The organism is Bacteroides sp., assembly GCA_036351255.1.
GTDB lineage: Bacteria > Bacteroidota > Bacteroidia > Bacteroidales > UBA7960 > UBA7960.
The window spans coordinates 17321-35078 of sequence record JAZBOS010000113.1 but is presented as its reverse complement, the minus strand read 5'-3'; the positions used below and the strand labels follow the sequence as shown (position 1 = coordinate 35078).

General features: G+C 47.9%; 17 protein-coding genes. 6 read left to right on the top strand and 11 right to left on the bottom strand.

Translation table 11 applies throughout. From position 1 onward, the window contains the following. Both V2I46_11305 and rsfS read right to left on the bottom strand, forming a co-directional pair. Positions 1-765 (bottom strand): ATP-dependent metallopeptidase FtsH/Yme1/Tma family protein (locus V2I46_11305; GenBank protein ID MEE4178083.1); only part of this gene is annotated, 765 nt, incomplete at its 3' end. A 36-nt stretch (positions 766-801) separates the two neighbouring features. Further along, a complete protein-coding gene (gene rsfS, locus V2I46_11300) occupies positions 802-1173 on the bottom strand; it encodes a ribosome silencing factor (GenBank protein MEE4178082.1) in 372 nt (123 codons plus the stop codon). A 116-nt stretch (positions 1174-1289) separates the two neighbouring features. Between rsfS and V2I46_11295 the strand changes: the two genes are divergently transcribed. Continuing rightward, positions 1290-2045, top strand: a complete 756-nt coding sequence (locus V2I46_11295; GenBank protein ID MEE4178081.1) for a biotin--[acetyl-CoA-carboxylase] ligase — start codon at positions 1290-1292, stop codon at positions 2043-2045. Here V2I46_11295 and V2I46_11290 read toward each other — a convergent pair. Beyond that, positions 2037-2450 (bottom strand): SRPBCC family protein, encoded by a 414-nt coding sequence (locus V2I46_11290; protein MEE4178080.1) that lies wholly within the window; start codon positions 2448-2450, stop codon positions 2037-2039. The two genes, V2I46_11295 and V2I46_11290, sit on opposite strands and share 9 nt — an antisense overlap. Positions 2451-2477: 27 nt before the next feature. Next, positions 2478-3119, bottom strand: a complete 642-nt coding sequence (pyrE, locus tag V2I46_11285; protein ID MEE4178079.1) for an orotate phosphoribosyltransferase — start codon at positions 3117-3119, stop codon at positions 2478-2480. Between the two features lie 87 nt (positions 3120-3206). Here pyrE and V2I46_11280 point away from each other — a divergent pair, with 87 nt between their 5' ends. Continuing rightward, complete coding sequence (locus tag V2I46_11280; GenBank protein ID MEE4178078.1) at positions 3207-3830, top strand: NUDIX domain-containing protein; 624 nt, start codon at positions 3207-3209, stop codon at positions 3828-3830. A 317-nt stretch (positions 3831-4147) separates the two neighbouring features. On the opposite strand, the gene coaD is transcribed toward V2I46_11280, so the two are convergent. The 5 genes from coaD to V2I46_11255 form a co-directional block, all read right to left on the bottom strand. Beyond that, positions 4148-4606: a pantetheine-phosphate adenylyltransferase gene (coaD, locus tag V2I46_11275; GenBank protein MEE4178077.1), complete on the bottom strand. Its 459-nt coding sequence runs from the start codon at positions 4604-4606 to the stop codon at positions 4148-4150. A 3-nt stretch (positions 4607-4609) separates the two neighbouring features. Further along, on the bottom strand, positions 4610-5164 hold the full coding sequence (locus V2I46_11270) for an RsmD family RNA methyltransferase (protein ID MEE4178076.1): 555 nt from the start codon (positions 5162-5164) through the stop codon (positions 4610-4612). Continuing rightward, a complete protein-coding gene (locus tag V2I46_11265; protein MEE4178075.1) occupies positions 5155-6024 on the bottom strand; it encodes a DUF3822 family protein in 870 nt (289 codons plus the stop codon). The genes V2I46_11270 and V2I46_11265 overlap by 10 nt, the downstream gene beginning before the upstream one ends. Positions 6025-6034: 10 nt before the next feature. Then, positions 6035-6619 (bottom strand): hypothetical protein, encoded by a 585-nt coding sequence (locus tag V2I46_11260; GenBank protein MEE4178074.1) that lies wholly within the window; start codon positions 6617-6619, stop codon positions 6035-6037. A 253-nt stretch (positions 6620-6872) separates the two neighbouring features. Beyond that, positions 6873-9677, bottom strand: coding sequence for a putative LPS assembly protein LptD (locus V2I46_11255; protein MEE4178073.1), 2805 nt, complete (start codon positions 9675-9677; stop codon positions 6873-6875). Positions 9678-9777: 100 nt separating this feature from the next. Between V2I46_11255 and V2I46_11250 the strand changes: the two genes are divergently transcribed. The 4 genes from V2I46_11250 (at position 9778) to V2I46_11235 (ending at position 14568) form a co-directional block, all read left to right on the top strand. Then, the gene (locus V2I46_11250; GenBank protein MEE4178072.1) at positions 9778-10959 is read left to right on the top strand and encodes an N-acetylmuramoyl-L-alanine amidase; all 1182 of its coding nucleotides are present in this window, start codon (positions 9778-9780) and stop codon (positions 10957-10959) included. Positions 10960-11002: 43 nt separating this feature from the next. Then, entirely contained in the window at positions 11003-11893 is an 891-nt protein-coding gene (locus tag V2I46_11245) for an MlaD family protein (GenBank protein ID MEE4178071.1), read from the top strand. Positions 11894-11941: 48 nt separating this feature from the next. Continuing rightward, positions 11942-13438 (top strand): D-alanyl-D-alanine carboxypeptidase/D-alanyl-D-alanine-endopeptidase, encoded by a 1497-nt coding sequence (dacB, locus tag V2I46_11240; GenBank protein ID MEE4178070.1) that lies wholly within the window; start codon positions 11942-11944, stop codon positions 13436-13438. Positions 13439-13548: 110 nt separating this feature from the next. Continuing rightward, on the top strand, positions 13549-14568 hold the full coding sequence (locus tag V2I46_11235) for a branched-chain amino acid aminotransferase (protein ID MEE4178069.1): 1020 nt from the start codon (positions 13549-13551) through the stop codon (positions 14566-14568). A gap of 553 nt (positions 14569-15121) precedes the next feature. Here V2I46_11235 and V2I46_11230 read toward each other — a convergent pair. Both V2I46_11230 and V2I46_11225 read right to left on the bottom strand, forming a co-directional pair. Continuing rightward, on the bottom strand, positions 15122-16429 hold the full coding sequence (locus V2I46_11230) for an MFS transporter (GenBank protein MEE4178068.1): 1308 nt from the start codon (positions 16427-16429) through the stop codon (positions 15122-15124). A 15-nt stretch (positions 16430-16444) separates the two neighbouring features. Then, a complete protein-coding gene (locus V2I46_11225) occupies positions 16445-17725 on the bottom strand; it encodes a DEAD/DEAH box helicase (protein ID MEE4178067.1) in 1281 nt (426 codons plus the stop codon). Positions 17726-17758: the final 33 nt, after the last annotated feature.

The following is a 17758-nucleotide window of genomic DNA, read 5'->3' as shown; positions in this document are numbered from 1 at the left end:
TGTACCGGGAGGGCCTACAAGAAGGGCACCTTTGGGTATCTTACCCCCCAGCTGTGTGTATTTCTTCGGATTTTTGAGGAAATCGACTATCTCCATCACCTCAGTCTTGGCTTCTTCAAGGCCTGCAACATTTTTGAAAGTGACACTCACGTGGGTGTCCTTGTCAAAGAGGGTGGCTTTCGATTTACCAATATTAAAGATTTGCCCGCCCCCTGAAGCACCTGCCATCCGGCGCATAATAAACAACCAGAAAACAATAAGCAAACCAATGGGAAGCAACCAGCCCAGGATGTCAGTACCCCAGTTTCTGCGTTGCTCATAAAAAACAGGAACACGCTCTTCGATGGGAAGATCCTCCTGCCCTTCCCGAACCATCTGTTCAAAATTCTCTACTGAACCGATCTTAAACATATAATGCGGCCGAAGGGCATCCATGGTACCAGTGCCCCGGCCTTCGAGGTCATTGTATTTCTCCTGATCAAGTTTATCAGGCTTGAGAAAAACTTCAACCATGTCCTGATTCACCACCACCAGCTTCTCTACGTCCTGGGATGAAAGCATTTCAACCTCAAAGCGTTGTTGAGAAATCTCAATGGTTGAACCACCCCAGTTAAAGAAGTTTAAGGCAATCAGCAAAAGGGCAAGAATCCCGTAAACCCAGTAAAAGTTGAACCCGGGCTTTTTCTTGCCTTTTCCACCATCCGGATCCCCCGGTTTGTTGCCATTGGGTTTATTGGTCGTTTTATTATTGTTATCTGTATTCATTGAGTTGCAAATGAAATGTAATGCTGCTATAAATTGTTATTCCTCTACCGTGGTTCGGGGCGCATCGGCCCATAGGGCTTCCAGCTTATAAAAGTTTCGAACCGGTTCCTGGAACACGTGAACCACAATGTCGAGGTAATCAAGCAATATCCACTCGGCATTGGCAAAGCCTTCCCGGCGACGGGGAAAGTGGCCTGTAGCCTTCTTTGCTTCAACCTCTACCGAATCTGCAATAGCGCCCGCATGGGTTTTGGAAGTCCCGTGACAAATAACAAAATAATCGCAAACGGTAGAATTCAGCTTGGCTAAATCCAATATTACTATATCAAGTCCTTTTTTTTCCTGGATACCTTTTACTATCGAATCAATAAGGGTTTTTGTGTCGTCTTTCTTTTGTGTTTTTACCATTCCCGGAATGTTAATATTACCTGCAAATTTAACATTATTTACGCACATAATGTTTTTGCATTTTTGCGAATAATTGTTAATGGATTTAAATTGACTAATTTTGTCCTTTCGCCCAGATGATGGAAAGTAAGGCTCTGCGGATCATACACCTTGAAACCACCGACTCAACCAATCGTGAAGCTTTTCGATTGCTCGGGACATCCAGCCCTCCAGAGGGCACTGCCATTGTAGCAATGCATCAATATTCGGGACGAGGGCAGGGACAGGCATCCTGGGAAAGCGAACCCGGCAAAAACCTTACCTTCTCTGTCATACTCCGTCCGGTCTTCCTACCTCCCGCCAACCAGTTCCTGTTAAACCAGGCCATCGCCCTGGGGGTCAGGGATGGCATCGCTGAATTGCTAACTCCGAAGGAGAATGTACTGGTTAAATGGCCAAACGATATTTATTGGAAAGACCGCAAAGTTTCGGGCACCCTTATCGAAAACCAGATCATGGGAAACCGCTTGCTCGTGGCTGTAGCCGGCATCGGGATCAACGTGAACCAGGATCAATTCTCGAATGACGCACCCAATGCCCTGTCAATCAAAACCATCACGGGAACTGAATTTGAGCTCTCAAAGGTCTTTGAAACCGTCTTCAGCTCAATTTCATGGTGGTATCGGGTGCTCCAAAATGAAAACCATAAACAGATCAGGGAATCCTACCTGAACCACTTGCTGGGGTTCGGAGAAACCAGGCGTTTTTCGCACGAAGAAAAAGAATTTTCAGGAGAAATAACCGGGATTGACGAATATGGACGGATCCTGATCAGAGAAAGCGGGGGCCAGCTATTAAATTTCGACATCAAAGAAGTCAGGTTTCTATTCTGACCTCTTTGCAAAAATGTCTTCCAGTTTATCAGCCAGCATATTGACAAGGTTTTGCAAAGGCCCTGAAGCCACCATTTTCAGAAAAGGATTCAACTCAGCATCAAACACAATCTCAACCCGGCTCCGGTTTTCCTCTTCAGGCTCGAAATAGCAGTCAAGGGAATAATCGATGGGATTTTGGCCATCTGCCTTGATATGAATTTTCTGGAAGGGAACCTTTTCCTGCATTCGCATCGAGAGACTGGCCATTCCCTGGATTGTAAATGAACAGCTATCCTCATCGGCCTGCCAGTCAACGATCTGTGGCGGCATAAGGTCTTTGAAATTTCTGAAATCGCTCAGGAAATGATATACCTCTTGTTCGCTCGCATTGACAAGAACGCGCTTACTCTGGAATTTTGTCATAATACTTGAAGATAACTATGATGAAGTCTATTCCCCCCAGGCACGGGGGTTTTCGCGCCATTTCGAAAGAATTTGCATATCCTCCTCAGTGATGCGGCTTTCCTGCAGGGCAGTCTCCAGCAGGCAAGTATAATTGCTGAGGGTGTACAGATCGATTTCGTGCTGTGCCATGGCCTCTTCGGCTTCGGGGAACTGGTAGGAAAAAATGGCCAGCATTCCTTCGACAAGGAAACCAGCTTCGCGCAAAGCCTTTACGGCCGCAAGGCTGCTCTGCCCCGTCGAGACCAGGTCTTCGATCACAACCGTCTTCTCACCCTTTAGAATCCGCCCCTCTATCTGGTTTCCCAGTCCATGCCCTTTGGCAGCATTGCGCACGTAAACAAAAGGCAGCCCCATTTCTTCAGCCACCAGGATACCGTGGGCAATGGCCCCAGTCGCCACACCGGCTATCACTGCTGCTTCCGGAAAATTTTCACGGATAATTCTCGAAAACTGCAGCGCAATCTGACGCCTGACCTGCGGAAAAGACAATGTAAGCCGGTTGTCGCAATAAATGGGAGATTTTATTCCTGAAGCCCAGGTGAAGGGTGTCACAGCGTCTAGTTTTACGGCTTTGCTTTGAAGCAATAAACTCGCAATGATACGGGCAACTTCACTATCACATTTCATATTACAAACCTACACCAAATTTTAGTAACTTTCGAAAAGTCCTTGTAAATTCAAAAAAATTGAAGAAACGCTTCAAAAAATTATCGGATGTTTACGATCTATCTTATTGACAAAGAGATCAAAATCACCACCCTGGATGATCCCCTGGAAGGGAACCTGGAACTCTGGGCAGAACCCAGTCAGGCTTTCCCTTTCTGGGATTATTTTTCCAAATTCTTGTCAACTGGTGAAGGCAGTCGGATGGTATTGAAATCTTCTAATCCCCAATGGCTCTTTCGTTATGCAGCCTCCTTTTTTACCCCCCATGAAGCTGCAGGGGGCTTGGTCATCAATCCACAGGGGCAACTGTTGTTTATTTTCCGTAAGGGAAAATGGGACCTGCCCAAGGGTCATCCCAATCCCGGTGAAACCACCACAGAAACGGCCCTGCGCGAAGTGGAAGAAGAGTGCGGCATAGACCAGCTAAGCATCAAAGCTCCCCTATCCTGCACCTATCACGTCTTCCCTTGGAAAAATGAGCAGTGGGCACTGAAAAAAACCACCTGGTTTCTGATGACCACCCCTTCGACGCGAAAACCCACCCCACAAGTTCAGGAAGACATCATCAGGGCAGAATGGATAGACCATGACCAACTGCCTGAAATTTTCAACAACGTTTTCGGATCTGTCAGGGAACTGGTAACCCTTGCCATCGACCATAAGATGATCTGACCATTATTGAAAACAGGCATTAATCGTCATCCCCCTCGATCCTTCATCCTTTATTAAAATAAGCAAAAAAAAGGATCAGGAGAAATCCTACCCCCTTCCTACACCCAACCATACTCATAGTTAATACGGAGTTAATACGGAGTTTATACGGTTTAAACCGTATAAACTCCGTATTAACTCCGAGTCAGGTAATAAAAAAATGAGAAAAAGAACCTGGAAAGCTAAAACTTGCAAGCAAGATAAATTCACTTAACCCATTAATAATGAGTTATAAATGGCTCTAAAATATAATCAAAAAATAAAAATCCAGGAAAACCTCAAAATCTTACCTGATCGGGGACAAACTGGGTGGCGTCTCCCCCGTTGCGAATGATTTCGCGGACGATGGAAGAGGTAATGGCAGTGTGTTCGGGGACGGTGAGCATAAATACCGTTTCCAGTTCAGGCATCATTTTCTTGTTCATTTGCCCGATGCTGCGCTCAAACTCGAAATCGGCACTGGTGCGAAGGCCCCTCAGAATATACTTCACATTGTGCTTCCTGCAAAGGTTAATCGTAAGACCTTCATAATCAATGACTTCTATGGAAGGATAGTCCTTAAAAACCTTCCGAACCCATTCCATGCGTTGCTGAACGGGGAAAAAGCCCTGCTTTTCCGAGTTGTGGCCAATGGCTATAATAATCTTTTCAAACAGTGGGATGGCCCTCAGGACAATGGATTCATGGCCTTTGGTAATGGGGTCAAAACTTCCTGGAAATAAGGCTATGGGTTTCATGGTTCAAGGTTTTGATGCTGTTGCAGGTTTTTCAAAAAAGGAAAAATGCACCCGTCCATAGGTTCGTTCCTCCCTAAACTGGGGAAAATGGCTAAACTGTTTACCGGCCGGATGTTCAAGGATCAGCCAGCCACCCGGTGAAAGCAGTTCCCGGTTGAAGACAGCTTCTGGAATTCGTTCAAACTTTTCCATCTCATAGGGTGGGTCGGCAAAGATAATGTCAAACCCAGGGCGGCAGTATGAAAGGAAACGGAACACATCGGCACGGACAGCTTTCAGGTTATCGAAAGCAAACTGCCGGATGGTATGGTTAATAAATTCATAACATTTAAAATTGGCATCGACGGCAACGACCTCCTTAGCACCGCGGGAAGCAAATTCATAGGCAATGCTCCCGGTGCCTGAAAACAAGTCGATGACCCTCAGTCTTTCAAAATCGAAATGGTGATTCAGGACGTTGAACAGGGCTTCTTTGGCCAGGTCAGTAGTAGGCCTGACCGGCAAGTTGCCCGGAGGACGGATGATCCTGCGCTGATATTTTCCAGCAATTATCCGCATGTGTTCAAATGAAGCAGGTTAAAAAAGCCATGATGGGGAACGGCATCGAACGCGGGGCTGTATTTATAAACATCACTGCGACTCACGAAACCGGCCTTTTTGAAGTATTGGGCAAGATACGCATATTCTTTCGAGTCCAGGCTGATGTCGCCGGCCAGGATGGCTTCTACCTGGCTGGCATCGAGCTCAAACTGTTCAAGTACATAAAAAAGGAAATACATCAGATCGTCGAAGGCCTGATAAGCAAACGAATTATAGAAAACAAGCCTGTCGCCTTCAAAGAGCAGGAGTTCAAAATGCCCCTGATTAACATAAATGGCGAGGTCTGCCCTAACTTCACCCAGCCTGAAGGAGGACAACAGGCTTTCGACGAAAACGGTTGCTGTATGCCTGATGCGGTGCGCGGGATACAGGAACTCGAGCCGTTTGCGGATTGTTTCCGGAAAGGGATAAATGCCATAGGCCCCCAGGTTGTTAAGTTTATCGGCTTTCAATTCATATCCCTGGGGGAAATCTCCGGTAAATTGATGATAGTCATCCTTTCCGGCATACAAGAACAAATCGGCGGGGATCAGGGTATACTGAGGCTGATACCAGGCTATGCTGATGCGTTCGAAAGAGCCCAGCAAAAGCGGGTAATCACGGATAAAGTTTTCTAATTGTTCCGGAAAATCATCCTGTGAAGAACCGGGATCGAAGCGGTAAGATTCGAGCATCAGGTATTTGAAATGCCGGGGATCGAGGATTGCAAAAGAAAATCCATCGAGCGAAAGCTCGATGGATAATATTTCATTTCTTTCCGACCCTGGCAAAAAATCTTTGTCGACAATACTAACCGTCTTACGAAAAGGGCCAGACATATTGTTTAGGTTACTCCCAGTTTCCGTCGATAGAGGCCTCCACCAGCGAACCAACCTTTAAGCCGTCGAGACGGGTATAATAAATTAGATAAGGGAGGTCTTTCATGTATTCATCGGGGGTGGTGTAAGCTTCAAACACAGGCAATTCCACCATGCCTCTTTCAATCATACTGGCTGAGATGGTAAACTTTTTACCACCACTGAATGGAATGTAAGGCAGGGAGTCCAGCGGATATCTTGCTTGATTCAGAAGGGTATCCCTGGCTGGCATCCAGAATGTATCCCTTTGAACGATTCCTAAACGAACAGCTTCGGATTCAGTAAGAGAGTCGGGAACGGTACCGATTGCACGGAGGATGACAATCGAGTCATTTTTTACAAACTGAACCAGGGAATCCAGGTCGCCAAGGAAAGTGCCATAGCGTGAACGATGCGCTACCTGCGCAGTCCGGATATCTTTCAGTCGCTCAATGATGCGGGCTTCACGCCGGGCTGCTTCTTTGTTGAACCGTACCGGCTCCATAATGCTGTCATAGATCAGGTAAACAAGCACCACAATAGCAAGGGCTAAAACAATCTGAATAACTGTTTTCATACGAGTTGGTGGTTTTTTTTAATGATTATGCAAATGTAAAATAAAAATCGGAATGAAAGAAGGGGAAAGAAATCCAAGTTTGAACACTTCCGGCAGACCCTTCTTAATCAACATGCAAATATTCTAATTTTTTTTTAATCACCCGCAAGAAATTGATAAAAACATTTCAATAATTCAATGAAAAAAAGCCAAAAGAAGAGCCGGCAATGAGGTTCCATTTTTGCTGCAAGGGGCAAATCCATCCTTAGCCTTGTCAGAAAGTTTGGAATGCATTGTCGAGGTGGTGAGTCCTTTTGGTGATTTTCAAATCCTGAAGCATCTGCGATTTCACGCGTATTGTCAGGTTATAGCTCTTGCGGAAGCCGAAGGGAATCCAGTTCAGGGTCATCTCCCAGCAATGGAGATCACGATAAAGGTCTAGAGAGGTATAGGTAATTTCTTTCCTTTCAAAATCGTAACCTGAACGGAAGCCGATGCGCCATTTGGGCGTCAGGTTAACGGATCCATTCACATTGAGTGACTGGACTAAATTGCGGTCGAATCGCTCATCCCGATAGTTGTAGCGGGAATTGTAATTAAAGGTATACCCGAATTGCAAGTTCCAGGGCACGGAATAATCGACTACTGACGGGCTAAGGGGCATCATTTCTTCGCCGGGAATCTCTCCTCCATTCTCTCCCCCGCCTTCATCTGGACCACCTGGCCCGCCCATTGCACCGCCAGCAGGGCCCCTTAACTGATCGCCCCCAACCGCTCCGGCCTGTGCCTTTGAACTCAACGAATAGTTAAAACTCAGGCTCCAGTTGGTGTTTTTCAGCTTGAGCAGTTTATTCTCGGTTTCCCACAGAAATCGGTTTATTGACCGGCCCGTTGAATCGGTATCATAAACCGTCCAGCCGCTTGAATAGGTGATGTCGAAATTGTCGAATAGCCTCGTCCGCCCAGAAACCCGAATATCGGAAAATTTTAATGAATCACGTGCAATGTCATATCCACCGTTGATGGAAAAATTATCCAGCAGGGCGATTTTTCGCTCTCCACTGGCTGAGGTATCACGGCGATTCCTGACTTTCATCTCCAGGTTGTTTGCCAGTGAGAAGTTCAGGCTCCCCGAGCGGTTTGCCTGTGGACCCTGGTAAATACCCTGTTCAAAGATGGAGTATTCGACCTCGCGGTCATCCCTGGGGTTGTAATAGCTTTTGTAATAGCCCCAGAAGGGGTCCCCAAAGTCGGGCCGGTAACTGAAGCTCAGGTTGGGCGACATGACGTGGCGCAGGGCACGGATTGGCCCTCGGCGAAACTGCAACATCCCATACAGACGGGTGTTCAGGCTGGCACTATAATTAAAATCGCGGGCAGCTTTAAAACCAGAAATGGTATCGATGACCTCCCGGCCAAAAAGAGTATCGCCCCCCTGGACCCACATGGCTTCCGGATCCCAGTTTTTCTCAATGGTCGAGAAATACCAGCGTTCATTATAATTAAAACTGTTGCTGAGGTTAAAATGCTTTAAAACCCTGGTTGAATGGCTAATAGGAATGACATGATTGACCCCGTTGCGAAATCGCGACCATGTTTCCCTTTCAAAAAGCAGGGAGTCGACGGTGCGCAGCTCATTCCTGGCATTCATGGTATAATTCATTGTAATGTTTTCATACCATCTGGGTTCGCCTCTTGCGTTCTTCCTTTTGAAAGGATGCAGCCGGTTCACACTAAAGGCAATTTCAGGAAGGCTCAGGTCCACCGATTTGTTGATGGTATTCTGGCTGTGTCTGAAGTTGGCAGAGAAATTATAGCGCCCTGCCCAGTTGGCTGAATAAGAGACGTTGGAGGAGAAGGTGTTCGACAAATAGTCCTGTTCTGAAGTGGGGTTGAAACGGCTTGCCTGAGAGCTTCCGGCGTTGACATTGGCACGGAATACACTGTTTGGCCTGGCCTTGGGATCCTGGTTATGACTCCACACCACCCGAAAGTCGCGGTTCCTGGAATAATCGGGCAAGCCCTCTTCTCCCAGAACATTGATGGCGTAAGTCATGTTGAGCGATCCGGAATAGCGGTAGCGTACCCGGTAATTGGAACCTATCTTTGCGGCCCAGCTTCCGCGGGTGTAAATGTCGCCGCGCAGGGAGAGGTCAACATAATCATTGATACCCCAATAAAAGCCCCCGTTTTCGAGAAAGAAACCCCGGTTGGCCGTTTCGCCATAGGAGGGCATCAGAATCCCTGAAGCCTGCCCCCGCTTGTTGGGAAAAAATCCAAAGGGAACCACCAGGGGTGTAGGCACCCCTGCGATCACAAGATAGGCAAGGCTGGTGATAATCTTATCCTCGGGAAGGATCTTTGCCTTTCGGAAACCGATATGAAAATGCGGATCGGGATCATCGCAGGTGGTGAATTTCCCGTCTTGAACGTGAATAATCCTTGAAGGTTGTATCTTCACTACCTCACCGTGCAGGTAACCATCGGCTTCTTCGGTAAAGACCTGCATGGTTCGGCCACGTTTGCTTTCGAAATTATACCACATCTCCTTCGACTGGAACGACTGGTCACCTTCGGTGAAAAGCGGCAATCCCTGTATGACACCGGTGGAGTCAGGCAGTCCGCTGGCATATAGTTCATTGCGTTTGAAATCGATTTCCACGTAGCCTGCCTCCAGATGAATTTCCCCATATACCAGGTCAGCGTTACCGTACAGATAGACCTTCCGTTCGCGCACATTGAAATAGATGCTGTCGACCGCGGAATAATCTACCCTGGCATCAAGGATAGTCCCTGATCCTCTTTGTCTTTCAGGTTCGAGCATTGCCACAGAGTCAGCCTCACTGATGTCTGGGGGGATGGTGTCAGAAGCAAAGGAAGGCATGATTGGGGCCCGGGGACTGGTAAGGCTGTCGGGCAATGCAATGGGCGCACTGGACCGGGTACGTCCCGACACCGTATCGGGAGGCTGGGGGGGCTGGGCCTGGAATCCCCCTGCCGTTGCCGCAAACAAATGTACCCCCGAAACGAAGATCAGAAGCGTAATGGCAAAAAACTTAAATCCCAGGTTTGTACCCAATTTTATTTAATGTTACTTTTGTATAATAAGAATGGGCCTTATGCGTATTATTACCAAAGGTTAGCAGGGGCAAATCTAATTAAAAAATTGCTTATTACAGGTGAAACGTTTCTTTATAATTTTTGGTATACTCTTGCTGCTGGCCTCAGTGCCGGCAGAACTTACTGCAGATCGCCGTGGATTTGTTCGTACCGTTGTCATTGATCCCGGGCACGGCGGGAAAGATCCAGGTGCTCTTGGCAGCAAGGTCAAGGAAAAGGATATTGTCCTTTCCATCTCTTTAAAACTTGGCGAATACATCAAGCAAAACTTTTCGGATGTTAAGGTTATTTACACCCGCGACACCGATGAGTTTATTGAATTGCACCGCAGGGCACAAATCGCCAATGAGAACCATGCCGACCTGTTCATTTCCATTCACTGCAACAGTGCACCAAGCTCTTCAGCCTATGGATCGGAAACATTTGTAATGGGGCTTCACCGCAGCCGGGCAAACCTGGAGGTGGCCAAAAAGGAAAATGCCTCCATTCTATATGAGGACAACTACCTTGAGACCTACGATGGATATGATCCTAATTCTCCCGAGTCGAATATCATTTTCACTCTTTTTCAGAATGCCTACCTAAACCAGAGCCTGGATATGGCCACGCTGGTGCAGGATCAATTCCGTGAGAGAGCAAGGCGGGTTGACCGGGGTGTGAAGCAGGATGGTTTTTTAGTTTTATACCGTGCTACCATGCCTGCCATTTTGGTTGAAGCAGGATTCCTGAGTAATTCCCGGGAGGAAGCATATCTGGCTTCAGATGAAGGACAAAGTCATATTGCATCGGCTATATTCAGAGCTTTCCGCGATTACAAAACCCGGCAGGACCTCTTGGCAGCCTCATACGACCCGCAACTTCTGGCGCAAGCCAATACAGAAACGGCTGAAGCCAGCTCCGGGGTCATCCAACCTGCCCAAACCATAACACCAGAGGCTAATGAAACCTTACCCGATGACAGCGAGATTGTTTTCAAGGTACAGTTTGCTTCCACCAGTGTAAAAAGACCCCCAGATGCTCCGGAATTTAATGGCCTCCAGCAAGTAGAATACTATTTCCAGGATGGCTTGTACAAATATACCGTGGGCAACGAAAAAAGTCTGGAGGAGGCAGCAGCCATACAAAGCCAGGTACAAATGGCCGGGTTTAAGGATGCCTTTGTGGTAGCCTTCCACAACAACCAACGGATCACTCCGGCAGAAGCCATCCGGTTGTTGAACAAGTCAAAAAATAACCTTTAATTTTCCCGTTTTGAAAATTTCCAGAGAAGTTAAACTAGGCCTTTTGGGAACATTGACCTTGTTCCTGTTTATTTGGGGTATTTCCTATCTTAAGGGCAGGGATATATTTTCCCGACAAATGACCATATATTCCGAATTTGATAATGTTACCGGACTTGTTGAAACCAACCCTGTAATTGTTTCCGGGGTCAAGATCGGGCAAGTGGATAAGATCAGATTTCATCCTGATGGCTCGGGCAGGATTGTTGTCAGCATGATCCTCAACAAAGAAATCGGCATTCCTGCAAACTCTTTGGCCCACCTGAAAGGAGCAGATTTTATGGGCTTTCGCGAAATAGAACTCCTCCTTGGAGATGCGCCTGTGGCTGTTTCCAATGGGGATACCCTTGTTTCACGCACCACTACTTCCATTATGGAGGATGTGGCCAAGCAGCTTGGCCCGGTGAAAGAGCAGGCAGAGGCCCTTTTGGCCAGAGTCGATTCGGTTATGGCTGCCATCCAGTATGTCTTTAATGAGGATACCCAAAACAACCTCACCCAGAGCATTGAAAGCCTGAAGAATACCATGGTAACGGTTGACAAGCAGTCTGACAGGCTGGATGCGATCATGGCAAATGCAGAATCCATCACCACCAATCTGAAGGAAAACAACGAATCGATTACCAATATCATTCATAACTTCTCCAGCATCAGTGATACCCTTGCAGCCCTTGAGATTACCCGCACCATGGAAGAGGTCAACACGACCATGGAAGCCCTATCAAAAACAATGGGCAAAATACAACGGGGCGAAGGCAGTATTGGCCTGCTGGTGAATGATGATGCCTTGTATCAAAACCTGGAAACCTCCTCAAAGAAGCTGGATCTGCTGCTCGAAGATATCCGGCTGAACCCGCGCCGGTACATCAATGTCTCGGTGTTTGGAAGGAATTAACGTGCGGAGGGGCTTTTTGCCCGAAAAGCACAAAAACATATACTGCCGATGAAAAAACGGAAGCCATTACTGGTCATCATTTTCTTTGCGGCCTTCCTGCTTTCATTCACCTCATCAGAAACCTCCGGACCGGTATCTTCCCTTGAAAATGCTATCATTGAGTTTTCAAAGGATCCTGCCCTTGCCCGTGCAAGCTGGGGTATCTGTGTGATGGATGTTTCAAACGGGCGGGTGCTGGGCTCGCACAATGCCGATATGGCTCTGGTTCCTGCCTCCACTCAAAAGGTATTGACCACTGCCTCTGCCCTGCTGATGCTGGGCCCGGAGTTCCGTTATAAAACCACCCTGGGATATACCGGACGTATTGATAGCGAAGGGACTCTTCACGGCGACCTGGTCATCAAGGGCAGCGGAGATCCAAGCTTTGGTTCTACCAACCTGCACGATTCGCTGAACCTGGACAGGGTGTTCCTGCAATGGCTGGAAAACATTCGGAGGGCCGGCATAAAAAAGATCACCGGCAGCATCGTTGCCGATGCTTCCATTTTCGACGATGAAATGATCCCACGAAAGTGGATATGGGAGGATATGGGCAACTATTACGGTGCCGGGGCCAGCGGACTGACAGCTAATGAGAATCTTTATACGGTCTATTTTAAGCCTGCCCAGGCGGAAGGACTGCCAGCCAAGGTGCTCTTTACCGAACCCCCTGTCCCGGGTATGGAACTGATCAACCAGGTAACCACCGGCAAAAGGGGTTCAGGCGACCAGGTGTATATTTTCGGGGCGCCTTACCAGATGCAGCGAACCCTGACAGGCACCGTTCCATTGGGCAGCAATAATTTCCCGGTCAAAGGGTCCATACCTGATCCCCCTTTATTCGTGGCTGCCTCTTTCAGCGATTTCCTGACGAAAATCAACATTACGCAGGGAAAGCCAGCTATTTCCCATAGGGAATTATCAACCGAAAATATCCGTATAACTGAACCATTCCGTTTACTGAGCATCTGGAAGTCCCCTCCCCTGTTTAGCCTGGCAGGTCATACCAACCTCAATAGTGTGAACACCTATGCCGAGAACCTGCTCAAAACCCTGGGAAGTATCATCAAAGGGGAAGGCAGCACAGAGGCAGGTGTTGAGGCCATAAAAGAATATTGGAACGGCAGGGGTCTTGATACCAGGGGGATGTTTCTTTATGACGGCAGTGGCCTTTCGCCTTCCAACCGGATCACGGTACGACAACTCGCGATGGTTTTACAGGAAACGGCAGGAAGCCAGTCAGCCAGGTTTTTTATTGCCGGGCTTCCGCTGGCCGGGCGCACCGGGTCGATTGCGGGAAGCTTCAGGGGTACGCCTTCAGAAAATGTTTTACGGGCCAAAAGCGGCTACCTTGCCAACGTCAGGTCGTATGCCGGAATGACCCGCACCCGCGAAGGAAAAACCCTGGCTTTTGCCATCATTGTAAACCATTATGAAGGAACGCCGGCCTCGATGCGCGAAAAATTGACAGGCCTCATGGATGCCATTACAAGGTATAACCAATAAACCCCTTTTTCGATGAAAAATTTAATCAGAAACCAATTAAAGAAGAAAAATTTATTATAATTTAGCGAGCAAAGTGTAATTTTTCTTAACTTTTATAAATATATAGAGATATGCAAGACACAGACTGGGGAAAACTCCCTTTCGGCTATTTTAAGACAGACTACAACGTGCGCTGCTATTACCGTGATGGGAAGTGGGGTGAAGTTGAAGTCTCCTCATCCGAGGTCATAAACATTCACATGGGGGCCACCTGCCTCCACTATGGGCAGGAAGCCTTTGAAGGCATGAAAGCCTACCGTGGCAAGGATGGCAAGATTCGCCTGTTCCGTTGGCAGGAGAATGCCAAAAGAATCCGCAAATCAGCTGAAGGCGTTTTGATGGCCCAGGTTCCGGAAGAACTTTTCTTCGAAATGGTAACCAAAGCCGTCAAAATGAATGAACGTTTTGTTCCCCCCTATGGCCATGGCGCATCACTCTATATCCGTCCACTGCTGATCGGCACCGGCGTGCAGGTTGGGGTTAGCCCCGCAAAAGAGTACCTGTTCATGGTGTTTGTTGGACCTGTTGGACCTTACTTCAAGGAAGGCTTTAAGCCGGTGACCATGCAGATCGTTCACGATTATGACCGTGCGGCGCCGCTGGGAACAGGACATATCAAGGTCGGCGGAAACTACGCTGGCAGTCTGGCAGCCTCTGAAAGGGCCAAGAAAGAAGGATACGCTTCGGTAATCTTCCTGGAAGCGAAAGAAAAGAAATACATTGATGAAGCAGGCCCGGCTAACTTCTTCGCCATTAAAGACAACACCTATGTAACCCCGAAATCACATTCAATCCTGCCCTCCATTACCAATATGAGTTTAATGCAGATGGCTGAAGAAATGGGCTTAAAGGTGGAACGCCGCCAGTTGGCAGTAGAAGAACTGGCAGACTTCGAGGAGGCCGGGGCTTGTGGCACTGCAGCCATCATCACGCCCATTGGCAAGATCGTGGTGCGTGAGACTGGTAAAGAGTACCAGTTCTCAAAAGACGGAAAGGCCGGTCCAATCTCCACCAAATTGTATCAGAAGTTGATCAGTATTCAATACGGAGAAGAACCCGATACCCACGGTTGGATTACCATCCTGGATTAAAAGAATAAAAAAACTTTAAAAAACCGTCTCAGCATGCTGGGGCGGTTTTTTTTTATTATGCCTTAAACGCTTCATCGGTTGCCCAAAAAGATCAATCCCACCACATAACATCCTAACTTTCAGGGTGGCTTTTGATTTCTTCATTTTCGCTTGCAGGAATTTCTTTACCTTCCTTTTCCAACAAAGTAAAATGTAGCCAACTCAAATGAATAGTCACTTGTTTTTTCATTGTCTGTGAAAATACCCCTCAAGCACCTTTCTAAGCCCATTTTTCAAGTATCCATAATTAAAGTTTAACCGGTGTTTAACCGGTGTTTAACCGTTTTAAATTGGTTAAACACCGGTTAAACACTGGTTAAATATAGTCTGAATTGGCATTTTGCATAAGCCTGGAAAGGTGACAATATTTTCTTTAAACGTTAATAAATGGGGAAAAACCTTGCGCTTTGGCAGGATGTATGTCGAACCGCCTTACGGTCGAAGAATGAAAAGAGGCTACCCCCTTGCTTAGAGGCAGCCTCTTTAAGAATTTCTTAAAGGAATTATATCCTGATCAATGTTTGATTCCCTGGGGCTGGATTTCAACCTCAGGCACTGACTTTTTCTTTCCTTCGGAAACGAATATCCAGAGGAAAGCAGAAATCGACAGGCTGATGCCACTGATGATGAACACGGTGCGTGGGTCAGCAAGGGCTTTAATCACGAAGCCCATCACAAAGCTGGCCACCAGTTGGGGAAGCACAACCGAAAGGTTAAAGATGCCCATAAAGAATCCCATGCGGGCCCTGTTTACTTTTTCTGACATGATGGCAAAAGGCAAAGAAACCACTGCAGCCCAGCCAAAGCTAAGGATTGCCATCAACACATAAAGGCTGATCTGGTTCCGTGCAAAAAAGACAATGGCAAAATATCCCAGGGCCATCAAAGCTACAGCTAATACGTGGGTTTTTACTCTTCCGATTTTGCGTGCAATTGGCTCGAGGACAAAGATGGGCCAGATGGCACCTACAGCGTTCAGCAAAAAGAACGACCAGCCTATGATCTGCCCGGTGACCAGGTCAGTGGCCGCAACATCCACCCCGGGAGAATAAGGATTTATTTTCTTCTCAATAAAGATGATAGCATAAATAAACATGGTTTGTATACCCAGCCAGCTAAAACCATGAGCAATGTATATCTTCCACAGTTCGCCCCATTGGGTTTTGGTCTCCTTCACGGGTTCATCCCCTTCCTTGGCTTCCTCTTCCAGGTGGCGCGGCTCCTCGATAAAGAAAACCGGGATGATGGAGAACAGCAAAATAACAGCTACCCCCACATAGATCAGAATGAAGTTTCCAAACAAGGCGCCCACTAGGTAAGCCATACTACCAAACAGGTTGGAGATTGACTGCATCCAGGTATAACCCTTTGTACGGGGAGGACCGTCAGGCGTAACATCAGCAATGATGGAACGTGTGGGGTTAAAACTGATGTTAATGGCCAGGTCGAGCGTCAGGGCAATGGTGATGGCCACAGCCATAATACTGCCGATGCCCAGAAAGGTGTCAATGGCTCCGATGTGAGGGAGGGCAAATATGGCCAGACCTGCGAGCAATCCGCCCACCAGGATGAAGGGCCTGCGCCGTCCGCCCCAGAACCATACCTTGTCGCTAATGAGCCCAATGATGGGCTGCCCCAGTATACCAGCAATGGGGCCAGCAGCCCATACAATCCCTATCTCGTGGATATCGAGCCCGTACTGGGTGCGTAAAATCCAGCTCAGGGCAGCGATCTGAACAGAAAGGCCAAACCCCATTGCGGTGGCCGGCAAGCTCAGGATCGCATAGAAGAAGTTGCTAAGTCTTTTCTGAAAGGGTAGCATAGTTTTCAGTTTAAATTAGGAAACAGGTTTATTGGATGAACGCTGACCGTTACCCGTTGACCTCTGGCCCCGGCCCTGCTGTCGTCTCTGATTGAATTTTTGGTTGTGATGAGGTTTATGCCCCCGAAAAGATGGCTGCTTTTCGGGCTGATATTCCGGGCCCTTGCCCAGTTTTTCAGAAAGTGTCACCTTCTCCACCTCCCTGCCCAGAAAACGTTCGATGGCAGCGAAACGCCGCTGCTCCTTCTCACCGATCAGGGTGCAGGCTTTCCCATCAGCCTGTGCACGGGCGGTGCGCCCGATGCGATGCACGTAATCCTCGGCATCCTGTGGCACGTTGAAGTTGATTACCAGGTCAATGTCTTCCACATCGATGCCGCGGGATATGATATCGGTAGCCACCAAAACCCTGGTTTGCCTGCTCTTGAACCGATTCATCACCGATTCACGCTCTGCCTGTTCAAGATCGGAATGGATCTCTTCAACCAAACGGATTGTTTTCTTTAAGTCGCGGCTCAGCTGCTTCACCATCGATTTGGTGTCGCAAAAAATGACGATGGTCTTCAGGTCTTTATCCTTATGCACCAGATCCTTGACAAGCGGTACCTTTTGATTTTCATACACCACATAAGCCTCCTGGCGGATCTTCTCGGGCGGAGTAGCGGCAGCGATATTGATCTCTTTGGGTTTCTGAAGGATCTTCCTGGCCATATCCCTGATCTTGGGAGGCATCGTAGCCGAGAATAACAGGCTCTGCCTTTTGTTGGGTATGTAAGAAATGATCTTCATGATGTCGTCGAAAAAGCCCATGTCGAGCATACGGTCAGCTTCGTCGAGCACCAGGTACTGCAACTTGTCCATTTTCACATAGCCCATATTGAGGTGGCTGATCATACGGCCGGGCGTACATACCACAATGTCCACGCCCTGGCTCATGGCGCGCTTCTCGTTGGAATAGGTCGCGCCATCGCCACCCCCAAAGACAGCCAGTGAACTGACATTTGAAAAATAGGAAAACCCCTCCAGTTGCTGGGCAATTTGAATGGCCAGCTCACGGGTGGGCACAATGATAAGCCCCTTAATGTGGTCGCCGGCGGGGCGGGTAATAATTTTGTGAAGCATGGGAAGCAGGAAGGCCGCCGTTTTGCCGGTACCGGTCTGGGCACAGGCAATCAGGTCACTGCCCTGAAGGATCTCAGGGATCACCTCTTGCTGGATGGGTGTCGGCGCCTTGTAATTCATGGCGTCGATTCCTTCCATGATGCGTTCATCAAAATCGAATGAAAGAAAGTCCAAAATAAACAGATTAGGATAATGGGGCTAAAGCCC

Excerpts from the sequence above, each read along its gene's own strand:
- V2I46_11265 (MEE4178075.1), bottom strand. The coding sequence starts at position 6,024 with ATGTCTGGCCCTTTTCGTAAGACGGTTAGTATTGTCGACAAAGATTTT.
- V2I46_11260 (MEE4178074.1), bottom strand. The coding sequence starts at position 6,619 with ATGAAAACAGTTATTCAGATTGTTTTAGCCCTTGCTATTGTGGTGCTT.
- coaD (MEE4178077.1), bottom strand. The coding sequence starts at position 4,606 with ATGAAACCCATAGCCTTATTTCCAGGAAGTTTTGACCCCATTACCAAA.
- V2I46_11295 (MEE4178081.1), top strand. The coding sequence starts at position 1,290 with ATGATGGAAAGTAAGGCTCTGCGGATCATACACCTTGAAACCACCGAC.
- rsfS (MEE4178082.1), bottom strand. The coding sequence starts at position 1,173 with ATGGTAAAAACACAAAAGAAAGACGACACAAAAACCCTTATTGATTCG.
- V2I46_11280 (MEE4178078.1), top strand. The coding sequence starts at position 3,207 with ATGTTTACGATCTATCTTATTGACAAAGAGATCAAAATCACCACCCTG.
- V2I46_11235 (MEE4178069.1), top strand. The coding sequence starts at position 13,549 with ATGCAAGACACAGACTGGGGAAAACTCCCTTTCGGCTATTTTAAGACA.
- V2I46_11230 (MEE4178068.1), bottom strand. The coding sequence starts at position 16,429 with ATGCTACCCTTTCAGAAAAGACTTAGCAACTTCTTCTATGCGATCCTG.
- V2I46_11270 (MEE4178076.1), bottom strand. The coding sequence starts at position 5,164 with ATGCGGATAATTGCTGGAAAATATCAGCGCAGGATCATCCGTCCTCCG.
- dacB (MEE4178070.1), top strand. The coding sequence starts at position 11,942 with ATGAAAAAACGGAAGCCATTACTGGTCATCATTTTCTTTGCGGCCTTC.
- pyrE (MEE4178079.1), bottom strand. The coding sequence starts at position 3,119 with ATGAAATGTGATAGTGAAGTTGCCCGTATCATTGCGAGTTTATTGCTT.
- V2I46_11290 (MEE4178080.1), bottom strand. The coding sequence starts at position 2,450 with ATGACAAAATTCCAGAGTAAGCGCGTTCTTGTCAATGCGAGCGAACAA.